Origin of the sequence: uncultured Methanobrevibacter sp. (assembly GCF_937906425.1) — an archaeon.
Lineage (GTDB): Archaea > Methanobacteriota > Methanobacteria > Methanobacteriales > Methanobacteriaceae > Methanobrevibacter.
In genome coordinates this window covers 1-11,274 of the sequence record NZ_CALCYR010000277.1, presented here as the reverse complement: position 1 = coordinate 11,274, position 11,274 = coordinate 1, and the positions used below count along the sequence as shown (strand labels likewise).

Below are 11,274 nucleotides of genomic sequence, written 5' to 3'. Positions count from 1 at the left end.
ATTTCTAATGTTATTTAATATTGAATTATTATTATAATTATTAATTATTTATTTTACTTTTAGGTGTTTATATGTATTTTAAGATAAAAGCTGAAGCTGAAAAGGCTTTAAGAGAAGCAGTTGATAAGTTTGACTGTGATTTTGAAGAAGAAATCAAATTGGAGTTTCCCCCTAATCCGGAATTAGGTGACTTGGCCAGTACAGTTTCATTCCAATTGGCAAAACTTTTAAGAAAGGCTCCAAATTTAATTTCTCCTGAAATTGTTGATATCATTGAAGTTCCTCCAATTTTTGAAAAGGTTGAGGCTGTAGGACCTTATGTTAATTTTTTCATTAATCATGACATCTTTGCAAAGGAGTTGTTAGATTCAGTTGGAGAGGACTATGGTCAATTGGATGCCGTTGATGAGAAGATCATTCTTGAACATACCTCCGCAAATCCAAACGGCCCTCTTCACATTGGACACATTAGAAATTCCATCATTGGAGATTCCTTAAGAAGGCTTCTTACAAAGGCAGGCTATGATGTTGACACCCAATATTATGTAAACGATATGGGAAGACAGCTTGCAATGATTGTTTATGGTATGGAAGAGCTTGGCTTGAAGATAGAGGATCAGGAAGCTGAAAAGATAGACCATAAGGTTGGAGAGCTTTACTTCAAGGTCAATCAAATGATCAATGAGGATGAAAGTTTATCAGAAGGTGTGGATGCAACCATTCGTCAATATGAAGGGGCTCCAAGTGAACTTGATGAAAAGTTCGAATATGCTGTAAACAGCTGTCTTGAAGGTGTAAAGGAAACCTTGAAGAGAATGAATGTAAAGCATGATGCATTTGTTTGGGAAGGACAGTTTGTAAGAACAGGCATTGTTGACAATCTTACCCAGGAATTGATTGACATCGGCTATGCAAGATATGATGAGGTATTGTATCTTGACCTTACTGAATATGACATTGACAAGCATCTTGTCTTGAGAAGGGCGGATGGAACATCCCTTTACTCAACAAGGGATATTGCCTATCATATTTACAAATGCAGAAACTGTGATAAGGTCATAGACATTTTCGGTTCAGACCATAAGCTGGCTGCAAAACAGGTTACCCTTGCACTTGAAGTTCTTGAGGAAAAGGAACCTAATGATGACAAGGTTGAAGTTATCTTCTATGAGTTCATTACATTGCCTGAAGGATCAATGTCTACAAGAAAAGGAGTATTTATTTCAGTGGATGAATTGATTGATGAGGCTGTTAAGAGAGCTCGTGATGAAATCAGTTCCAGAAGACCGGACCTTGATGAGGAATCCGTTGATGCTATTGCAGAGGAAATCGGTATCGGTGCAATCAGATATTACATTGCAAGACTATCCCCTGAAAAGCACATTACATTCAAGTGGGATGAGGCATTAAGCTTTGAAAGAGGTTGCGCTTCCATTCAATATGCTCATGCAAGAGCTTGCAAATTGCTTAAGAAGGCTCAAGAGGAAAAGGGAATCGATTTGGAAACATTGACTGTTGAGGAAAACTGGTCCTTGGACAGTGAGGAAAAGGAACTTGTGAAATTGATTGCTAAATTCCCAAGTTTGGTTGAGGACTCTGCTAAAATCAAGAGGGTTCACCCTGTAGCCCAATATTGTCAAGACTTGGCAAGTGCATTCAATAGGTTCTATAAGGCTGAACAGGTCATTGGTTCTGAATATGAATCTGCAAGACTTATTTTGGTTGAAAAGGCTAGAATTGCATTGAAAAATTCATTGGACATTTTAGGGGTTAGTGCGCCTGAGCGTATGTAGCCCAGCTTTTTGAGGCTTCGCCTCAAAAACCTGGACCAAAATCTTGTCGAATTGCGTATCAGCTTGAATTTGGTTTTTGGGCGTTTATTGCCTTTTCTTTTTTTAATTTTTTTTATTCTATTTTCATTCTTTTTAATTATTTTTTTAATCTTTTTTTTATTCTATTTTCATTCTTTTTTATTCTTTTTAATCTTTTTTTATTCTATTTACGCTCTCTTTTTTATTCTTTTAAATTATTTTTATTAATTTTTTTTATTTTTATTTTTATTAGTTTATAATATTACGAACTAATTATTCTTTCAAAAAAATAATTATTATAAATAAAAAATATTTATAATAATTTATTTGCCTATTATTACTCTTTCCTTTGCTTTTAGGATTTTGAGTTATTATTTTATTAGTTTTTTTTACTCTTTTCTTTGCTTTTAGGATTTTGAGTTATTATTTTATTAGTTTTTTTTACTTTTTTCTTTGCTTTTAGAACTTGAGTTATTAGTTTACTAGTTTTTCTACTCTTTCCTTAGCTTCCAGAACTTCTGAGTCAGTTTCGTATTCAAGGAACTTTTCATAGTTTTTAAGTGCAATGTCGTATTTTTGCCTGTCTTCCTGAATGATTCCTATTTCATAGTAACTGTAATAGTATTCCGGATTGATTCCTAAAGCTAAACTGAATGCCTCAAGAGCGTCGTCGTCCTCTCCAATTGCATGGAGGGAGACTCCCTTATTGTGATAAGCGTTTTCAATTTCAAAAATTGTTTCATAAGGATTGTCACTATACCTTTCAATAGCCTCATCCAATGTGTCAATTGCTTGAGGGTATTTTTTTAACTTGATTTGACAGCTTCCCTTTAAAAAGAGAATGTTGGCATTGTTTTTGTCCTTTTTAAGAGCATTATTATATGTTTTTAAGGCGTCTTCAAATCTTCCATGGTTTTCAAAGACATATCCTTTACTCATCAAGTCATAAATGTCACTTACTTCAGTTTCCATAACCTTGTCATAGACCTTTGAAGCCTCTTCAAAGTTTTCCATTATTTCAAGGGTATTTGCTTTTGATATAAGTGCTGAAAGGTTATTTGGATCCAATTCCAAAGCCTTGTCAAAACATTCAAGGGATTTTTCATATTCTTCGGTTACGGTTAATACGGTTCCCTTTTGAATGAATTCCTGTGCAGTGCTCGGTTCAAATTCAAGCATTGCATTCATGTCATTTATGATTTTTTCCTCATTGATTTCCATTCCGCTTCCAGGCTTGATTGGCTCTCCTTCAAATGTTTCTTGGGGAGCTTCCATTTCAATTTCCTCTTCATTTTCAGCCATTATGGTTTGAAACTCGATTGAATTCATTAGGATATTTGCAACTTCTGGGTATTGGTCAATTACAATATCCATATATCTTGCAGCTTCCTCTCTATTGTTTTCCTTAAGTGCATCTGTAATTTTGTTTACCAAATGCTCAAGTGTTGGGTCATTAAAGTCCATTTTCCCACCTTTTACCTAAATACTAAATTATTGAATTTTATTAAATGCAACTCGTGAAAATTAAATAGGGATTTTTATTTAAACAGATTTAATTCATTTTTAAATATATGCCATTTATTCTTTTATCTTTGTTTAAAACCTTTTATTTTTATTTTATTGTTTTATTGTTTGATTAAAAGTTTTGTTTTTTATTTATTGATTTATTGCTTGTTTAAAACGTTTGTTTTTATTTTATTGTTTTATTCTTGATTAAAATTTTTGTTTTTTTATTTATTCCTGTAGTTCTTTTAAGAAATAATATAAAACTGCCTTTTGAGCATGTAATCTGTTTTCTGCTTGATCGTAAACTACTGAATGTTTTCCGTCAATAACTTCTGCACTTACTTCCTCTCCTCTAATTGCAGGTAAGCAGTGCATGAATATTACATCATCATTAGCCATTTCAATCATATTTTGATTTACTTGGAAGTCCTTAAAGTCAGCTCTTCTTTTTTCAGCCTCTTCCTCATCACCCATACTTACCCAAACATCAGTATAGATAACATCTGCATTTGAAAGAGCCTCTTCAATGTTTGAGGTAATCAGTATTTCAGAGCCCTTTTTCTCTGCATATTCCATAGCCTTTTTGGTAATTTCCTCATTAGGCTTATATTCATCAGGACAAGCTACAGCCATATCCATTCCTAAACATCCGCAGATAAGAAGCAATGAATTGCATACATTGTTTCCATCACCTACATAAACAAATTTTCCATCAAAGTTTCCCTTATGTTCCTTGACTGTTAACATGTCAGCTAATGCTTGACAAGGGTGTTCAAGATTGGTTAAACCGTTTATGATTGGAATGTCAGCTTCATCCCTAAGTTCGACTACATCATCATGTTCGATTGCCCTAATCATGATTGCATCAACAAATCTGCTTAATACCTTTGCAGTGTCCTTGATAGGTTCTCCACGACCTAACTGTAAATCATTTGTTGATAAAAAGAGTGCAGTTCCACCTAATTCATACATTCCAACTTCAAAGGAAACTCTTGTTCTTGTTGATGACTTTTGAAAAATCATTGCTAATTTTTGATTCTTAAGAGCTTCCTCTTCCATTTTTCCAGCTTTGAAGTCACTTGCAATATCTAAGATCTTTGCAACTTCATCCTCTATATCAGTTACTGACAAAAGACTTCTCATTTTTAAATCCCCATAATATAATAATTAATCATATTTTTTTCATTCTAATAAATTTAAATATTTGTCTTTTAATAGTATTAAAACTTTCGTTATTTGTTTATATGTGGAGTAATACTTATTAATCAGAGAATTTTTATTATTTCTAGTTTTAAATTTAAATTTAGTTCTTATTTAGGTTTTAAATGGAGCAGGTTATTTATTTTAAAAAAAGAACTTATTTGATTAGAAATATTGGGTGTTAGTTAGAAATGGTTGTTTTTTAAAAAAGTTTTTGTTTGGACATTTTTGGTTTTTAAAAAAAGTTTTTGATTAAAATTATTAGGTGTTTTTAAAAAAGTTTTTGTTTGGACATATTTGGTTTTTAAAAAAAGTTTTTGATTAAAATTATTAGGTGTTTTTTAAAAAAGTTATTGTGGTGGAATTAAAAGTCAAATATTGACTTTTGTTTTGAATCTGATTCGGTATCAGTTAAGATTTTTTCTTCTTTTGCAAGTTTGACTAGTCTTCTTTGATACTCTAATGCCTTTTTAAAGTCATTCTTTTCATTGTGGTAATCTACCATTTTCTTTAGGCATTTTATTTCATGTTCAAGTGAGGACTCTGTTTTAAGTTCAGTATCATCTTCAACTTTAAGGAGGTTTTCATTTTCTGGATTGGAATCTTCTTCTTGAACTTCTATATTGGATTCTTCTTGGGTTTCTTCAGAGCTTTCCTCCTCAATATTTTGTTCTTCTTCAGAGCTTTCTTCTACAATATTTGGTGCTTCTTCAGAACTTTCCTCTTCAATATTTGATTCTTCTTCTGGATTTTCAGGCTCAATCAATTTTTTAATCTTTTCAATACTTACCTCAAGATCGAATTCGGCTTCAGCAATGCTCTCTTTAGGATTTTCAATAATGATTTCTAAAAATTGATAAGCTGTTTTTTTAACTTCATTAACAAAAGTTTCTATTTCAATTGGAGTCTCGGTTTTTTCAAGATTCCTTTTATTATTTTCCTTGCTCATTTCATTTAGAACAAGTATGGTTTCTAAGTTGTCAAGTAATAATCCTGCACCTAAAAATGCTCTGCGTGTATTGTCGTCCCCTAAGCTTTCCTTAGCCATTTCAAAAAAAGTGTCGAAGGTAGTATAGATTCTTAAAAACTCTTCTCCATCTTCCTTTGTTAAAAAATCAGTTAATTTAACCTTATATTTATTCAATTTTCCTATAAATTCATCATTGTTGTAGGATTCTACTATGATGTCAATTTTAAGTTGTATAACACTTTCCTCGATTTTTTCGTCTAAAAACCTGTCACATACACTTAAGGCCTTTTTATATTTGCCTTGTCTTTCTAGTTTTTTAGCTTTTTTAATTGTAGCATTTTTAGACTTTTTATTTTTAGACATTAAATCACCGAAAAGTAAGTTTTTTGTTAATAAAGATTAAATTATTATTATTTCTTTAGGTTTCGAATTAAAAAAATTAAAAATTAAGTTTAATAGTAATTATTAAACTCAAATTTTATTTATTCATTTCTAATTGCTTCCATGTGGTCAATACGTTTTTGGATTAATTCTTCTGTACCAACGTCTCTTCTGTGGTAAACATTTCCTTTAACAAGTCCACATGCTTCTTCAGCTATTTTTTCAGCTTCTGCAATTGTTTCTCCTTGAGCTACAATTCCTAAAGCTCGAGATCCTGAAAGTTGGATTCCATCCTCTTCCTGACTTACAGCGGCATAGAAGACTTTAGCTCCAAGCGCTTCAATTGCTTCCTCATCCACTTCAATAAGTTCTCCTGCATGTGGAGTGTCTGGATATCCGTCAGGTACAATGTATTTGCATACTGAAGCAAGATCCTTGAATTTTACTTCATCAAGTTTTCCATCAATAATTGCCTGACAAACATCTGCCATTGGAGTGTCAAGTAATGGAAGAACATTCATTGCTTCCGGATCACCGAATCTTGCATTGTATTCAATGAGTTTAGGTCCGTCCTTGGATAACATGAATTGACCATAGAGAATTCCTTTGTATGGAGTTGTTTCTTTAGCTATTGCCTTTAAGGTTTCCTTCATGATTTCAACAGCTTCATCATAATCCTCTTGGCTTAAGAATGGCAATAATCCATTCTTGTCAGAGTATGAACCCATTCCACCAGTAATTAAACCTTGGTCATTTTCAAATGCATGTGGATGGTCCTGTGCTGCAGGCATTGCTGCAAGGTTTTCACCATCACAGAATGCTTGAATTGTAAATTCTTCACCTACAACCTTTTCCTCAATGATTACTTGTGCAAATCCGCCCATAGCATTGTCCATAACTTCCTTTGCATATAATTTTGCATCCTGGTTGTCCTTAAGGTGATCTCCTACAATCTTTACTCCCTTACCTCCAGTCAATCCTACAGGTTTTACAACTACATCCTTTTCATATTCGTCAAGGAATTTGGAAATGTCATCGTAATTATCGAATACCTTGTAGGTAAGGGAACCTTTGATTTCATAATCTTCAAAGAGCTTTCTCATAAATGATTTGTCAGTTTCAATTCTTGCAGACTCCTGTGCAGGTCCAACACAAGGGATTCCTGCATCTTCAAGTGCATTTACAATTCCTTTTCCAAGAGGGGCTTCAGGGCCGATAACCGCTAAATCGATTTCATTTGCTTTAGCGTATTCTGCCACCTTATCCACTTCACCTTCATCTCCCTTTTGATAAGTGGATATTTTAGCAATTCCTGGATTGTTCTTGCTCATATAAGCGTATAATTCAACATCGTCTTTTAATGCATCACAGATAGCATGTTCTCTTGCACCGGTTCCAACAACTAAAACTTTCATCTTTTTTTCTCCAAACAAAGCTTTTTAAGTAATTTATAAGATTAATTTTCCATGAATTTTAAAAATTTCATTCGTGAGTTTTAAAAATCCATAATTTTCCATGAATTTTAAAATTTTCATTTGATGTGACTTTTAAAAAATCCATAAAAATATCATTATATTTATTATGTTTTTGATTATATATTAAGTTTAGAATTTTTAATATATTTTAATGTTTATATTTATCTTAGGATATATATTATTATATTAGAAATTTTAATCTAATTGAATTCTTGAATTTGAATATGTTTTTTACAATTTTTGTAAATAAATTCTAAAATTCATACTTTAGATTTGTTTTAATTTAAATTCAATTATTTTAATTTAAAAATTTAAATTAATTTTTAAAAATTCAATTATTCTAATTTAGAAATTCCATTTGTATTTAAATTCAATTTTTCTAATTTGGAAATTGAATATGATTTTTATTTAATAATTTTTCAACTATAAGTATAAAAAACTAAAAAGGTGTTTTAATGAGAGGCGGAGACGCTATAATAAAAGCTTTAATGGATAATGGTGTTGATACCATTTTCGGTTATCCTGGCGGAACTGTTATTCCATTTTATGATATGTTATATGACTCTGATTTAAATCATATACTTGTTAGACATGAACAGTGTGCAGCTCATGCTGCAGAAGGTTATGCAAGGGCTTCCGGTAAGGTAGGGGTCTGTTTAGCTACTTCCGGTCCTGGTGCAACCAATCTTGTTACAGGTATTGCAAATGCATATATGGACTCTTCTCCAATAATTGCAATTACCGGACAGGTTGTAAGCAGCTTAATCGGTAATGATGCATTTCAGGAAGTGGACATCATAGGTATTACAATGCCTATTACTAAACATTCCTATCAGCCAAAGGATGCAAATGACATTCCTAGCATTATCAATACAAGTTTTAAATTGGCTTCAACAGGTAGAAATGGTCCTGTTTTAATTGATGTTCCTAAAGAGGTTCAGGAACAGGAACTGGATGAATATGTATTGGGTGAAATCCCTACTCCAGGTTATAAGCCTAACATTAAGGGTAATGACAAGCAGATTGAAAAGGCTGCCAAAATGCTTTTGAATGCAGAAAGGCCTATTATCCTTGCAGGAGGAGGTACAATTTTATCCGGCGCTTCAGCTGAACTTAAGGAATTGGCAGATTTAATCAATGCTCCTGTTGCAACAACTTTAATGGCAAAGGGCGTAATTGATGAAAGCGATGAGATTGCTATGGGAATGCTTGGCATGCATGGAAGGCAAGTTGCAAACCAATCAATCAACAAGACAGACTGTCTTCTTGCAATAGGATGCAGATTCTCTGATAGGACTACCGGTCAAATCGAAAAGTTCGTTCCTGAAGCCAAGGTCATTCACATTGACATAGACCCTGCTGAAATAGGCAAGAACGTTGAGGTTGACTTGCCTATTGTAGGAGATGCTAAAATCGTAATTACAAAACTTATCAAATGCTTGAAAGGCTATAAATTAAGTCCTTCAAGTCCTTGGATTGAAAGCATTCGCGAATTTAAGAAATCAGCTATTCCAAGGGTAAGTTATTCTGACATTCCTTTAAAGCCTCAACAGGTTATTAAGGAAATTGCAAATTCAATTGATGAGGAAACAATAGTCACTACTGATGTAGGTCTTCACCAAATGTGGGCAGCTCATTTCCTGGATATTGGAAAACCTCGCAAGTTCATTTCCTCCGGCGGTCTTGGAACCATGGGATTCGGTTTCCCTGCAGCTATCGGTGCAAAGGTTGCATGTCCTGATGATGCCGTACTTGCAATTGTTGGTGACGGCGGATTTTTAATGGTTTCCCAGGAATTGGCCACTATCAAGGAATATGACATTCCAGTTGTTATAGCTATTTTAAACAACAGAAAATTAGGTATGGTTTACCAATGGCAGAACCATATGTATGACAAAAGGTTCTCACAAACCGATTTGGGTAACACTCCAGACTTTGTTAAATTAGCTGAAAGTTATGGAATCAATGCAGAAAGAGTAACTGAACTTAATGACACTCAAGAAATATTAAGCAAGGCCTTAAAGGACAATGAATCCATTCTTTTAGACATTGAGGTTGAAAAGAATGAGTTTATTCCTATGTTCCCGCCTGGAGGTTCAATCGACCAGCTTCTTGGTGAGTATAAGTATGAGGCTGATGCTCATAGCGAAGGAGGTAAATAAAATGGCATCTCATGTTATCAGCACATTGGTTGAAGATAAGCCTGGTGTACTTCAAAAGGTGGCAAGTTTATTTACAAGAAGGGGCTTTAACATTGACAGCATCACTGTAGGTTCCTCTGAAGTTGAAAACCTCTCCAGAATGGTTTTTATTGTCCAAGGTGATGAAAAGATATTGGAACAGGTTATCAAACAATTGCATAAACTTGTTGATGTTGTAAAAATCAAGGACCTTGATCCGGAATACGTTTTGAAAAGAGAGTTATGTTTGGTTCAGGTAAAGACCAGCAATGAAGGTGCAAGATCTGAGATTGTGCAGTACGCTGACATTTTCAGGGCTAAAATCATTGACGTCTGTGAATCCAATATTACTATTGAAATTACTGGTCATCCAGACAAGATTGATTCTTTTTTAAGATTGCTTAAACCGTTTGGAATTAAGAAGATTGCACGTACAGGCCCTACTGCAGTTGCTAGAGGCAATCATTAATTTTAGCTTTTTGGTTTAATTTTAATTTTTATTTCTTTTTTTATTTTAATTTTATTTTCATTTTTTTTTAATGAATCTGAATCTTCTATTTTATTAATTTCTTTTATTTCTTTAAAATTTATTTTACTCCAAATATTCATCATACTCTTGAATTTTAAATTTATATCTTTTTCATATATAATTTGATTTAAATCTTTTATAATAAAATTATTATATTCATTAATATCATTTAAATTTTTTAATAAATGAAAATTTATTTTCTTTATTTCATATCCACCCATTAAATCATCAAATATATTATAATATTTTTCCATATTTTTTAGAACATTATTTAATTTATCAATTATAATCTTAATATCATTTTCAAATTCATCTAATATTTTTCTCAATTTATTTTTGTTTTCTTCTAATTTATTTTTATCAAGTAAAATTTCCCCAAGAGATATTTTTTTATGATTAATATGCTCTTTTTCACAAATTATACAAATATTCTTTTTACATTGTTCACAATACATATTATATGATTCTTTATGTAAATTACATTTAAAATATTTTTTTTCATAATCTAAAGTATTATGTATATTATCATCAGAAGTTTTACATATAGAATTTTTATTTTGAGTATTAATAGTTTTATTATTATTGGTCTTTTTTGATAAGGATCTTTTATTAATGAGCCAGTATCATAATATCCAACTAAATTTATAATTCTTCCTTTAATATATATGTCAATTTTATATTTTAATGAGTATTCTTCTACTATACCATTTTTTAATTTTACCCATCCATCACTAGGATTCTCACCACTTACAGTAAAATCACTTGGTAATTCTGATATTTCCATATATCCGCTTGGTAATTCTTGCTCTGGATTTTGAATTGACTTAGTAGCATAATATTTTTGTAATGCATCTTTATATCCAAGTGCGGAATCTTGAGCAGAACCCTTTTCTGCATTATCTATTATATTTAATATTATTGATACTGTTATTACCGCAATCACTGCTAGTATTACAATAATAGCTAATAATTCTATAAGAGTAAATGCTTGGGTATTATTTAAATACCCCCCCGCTTTTGCTATTTGCTAACTTTTTATCTCTCATAAAGATACTCTCCTATTTTATATTTCATTATACAAAAAAAAGTACTATATTTCAAGTACTTTTATACTTCAGGGCCTGCAATAAATTCACCTGTACCTGCATTTGTATAAAACTTATATCCATATGGTTCATATGGTAAAGCTTCAGTTCCTTCATTTAACATAACAGAAGTATTT

9 protein-coding genes are annotated in these 11,274 nt (G+C 32.0%); 3 read left to right on the top strand and 6 right to left on the bottom strand.

Translation table 11 applies throughout. The features are described 5' to 3' along the window. The first annotated feature begins 71 nt into the window (after positions 1-71). Positions 72-1,793: an arginine--tRNA ligase gene (gene argS / locus Q0138_RS08090; protein WP_297983172.1), complete on the top strand. Its 1,722-nt coding sequence runs from the start codon at positions 72-74 to the stop codon at positions 1,791-1,793. Positions 1,794-2,285: 492 nt separating this feature from the next. Here argS and Q0138_RS08085 read toward each other — a convergent pair whose 3' ends face one another. From Q0138_RS08085 to purD, 4 genes are all read right to left on the bottom strand, one after another. Further along, positions 2,286-3,275 (bottom strand): tetratricopeptide repeat protein, encoded by a 990-nt coding sequence (locus tag Q0138_RS08085; protein WP_297983170.1) that lies wholly within the window; start codon positions 3,273-3,275, stop codon positions 2,286-2,288. Positions 3,276-3,545: 270 nt separating this feature from the next. Further along, positions 3,546-4,460, bottom strand: coding sequence for an ornithine carbamoyltransferase (argF, locus tag Q0138_RS08080; protein ID WP_297983168.1), 915 nt, complete (start codon positions 4,458-4,460; stop codon positions 3,546-3,548). 421 nt (positions 4,461-4,881) lie between these two features. Continuing rightward, positions 4,882-5,850: a hypothetical protein gene (locus Q0138_RS08075; RefSeq protein ID WP_297983166.1), complete on the bottom strand. Its 969-nt coding sequence runs from the start codon at positions 5,848-5,850 to the stop codon at positions 4,882-4,884. A gap of 119 nt (positions 5,851-5,969) precedes the next feature. Then, complete coding sequence (gene purD, locus Q0138_RS08070) at positions 5,970-7,283, bottom strand: phosphoribosylamine--glycine ligase (protein ID WP_297983164.1); 1,314 nt, start codon at positions 7,281-7,283, stop codon at positions 5,970-5,972. Positions 7,284-7,798: 515 nt separating this feature from the next. Between purD and Q0138_RS08065 the strand changes: the two genes are divergently transcribed. Then, positions 7,799-9,505: an acetolactate synthase large subunit gene (locus Q0138_RS08065; RefSeq protein WP_297983162.1), complete on the top strand. Its 1,707-nt coding sequence runs from the start codon at positions 7,799-7,801 to the stop codon at positions 9,503-9,505. Between the two features lies 1 nt (position 9,506). Beyond that, complete coding sequence (gene ilvN, locus Q0138_RS08060; protein WP_297983161.1) at positions 9,507-9,992, top strand: acetolactate synthase small subunit; 486 nt, start codon at positions 9,507-9,509, stop codon at positions 9,990-9,992. Between the two features lie 2 nt (positions 9,993-9,994). Here the strand turns inward: ilvN and Q0138_RS08055 are convergent, their stop codons facing one another. Together Q0138_RS08055 and Q0138_RS08050 are read right to left on the bottom strand one after the other, a co-directional pair. After that, positions 9,995-10,573: a B-box zinc finger protein gene (locus tag Q0138_RS08055; protein ID WP_297983176.1), complete on the bottom strand. Its 579-nt coding sequence runs from the start codon at positions 10,571-10,573 to the stop codon at positions 9,995-9,997. After that, positions 10,558-11,076 carry a prepilin-type N-terminal cleavage/methylation domain-containing protein gene (locus Q0138_RS08050; RefSeq protein WP_297983174.1) on the bottom strand — a complete coding sequence of 173 codons (519 nt, stop codon included), beginning with the start codon at positions 11,074-11,076 and terminating at the stop codon, positions 10,558-10,560. The genes Q0138_RS08055 and Q0138_RS08050 overlap by 16 nt, the downstream gene beginning before the upstream one ends. Positions 11,077-11,274 lie beyond the last annotated feature (198 nt).

Excerpts from the sequence above, each read along its gene's own strand:
- argS (WP_297983172.1), top strand. The coding sequence starts at position 72 with ATGTATTTTAAGATAAAAGCTGAAGCTGAAAAGGCTTTAAGAGAAGCA.
- ilvN (WP_297983161.1), top strand. The coding sequence starts at position 9,507 with ATGGCATCTCATGTTATCAGCACATTGGTTGAAGATAAGCCTGGTGTA.
- Q0138_RS08065 (WP_297983162.1), top strand. The coding sequence starts at position 7,799 with ATGAGAGGCGGAGACGCTATAATAAAAGCTTTAATGGATAATGGTGTT.
- argF (WP_297983168.1), bottom strand. The coding sequence starts at position 4,460 with ATGAGAAGTCTTTTGTCAGTAACTGATATAGAGGATGAAGTTGCAAAG.
- Q0138_RS08085 (WP_297983170.1), bottom strand. The coding sequence starts at position 3,275 with ATGGACTTTAATGACCCAACACTTGAGCATTTGGTAAACAAAATTACA.
- purD (WP_297983164.1), bottom strand. The coding sequence starts at position 7,283 with ATGAAAGTTTTAGTTGTTGGAACCGGTGCAAGAGAACATGCTATCTGT.
- Q0138_RS08075 (WP_297983166.1), bottom strand. The coding sequence starts at position 5,850 with ATGTCTAAAAATAAAAAGTCTAAAAATGCTACAATTAAAAAAGCTAAA.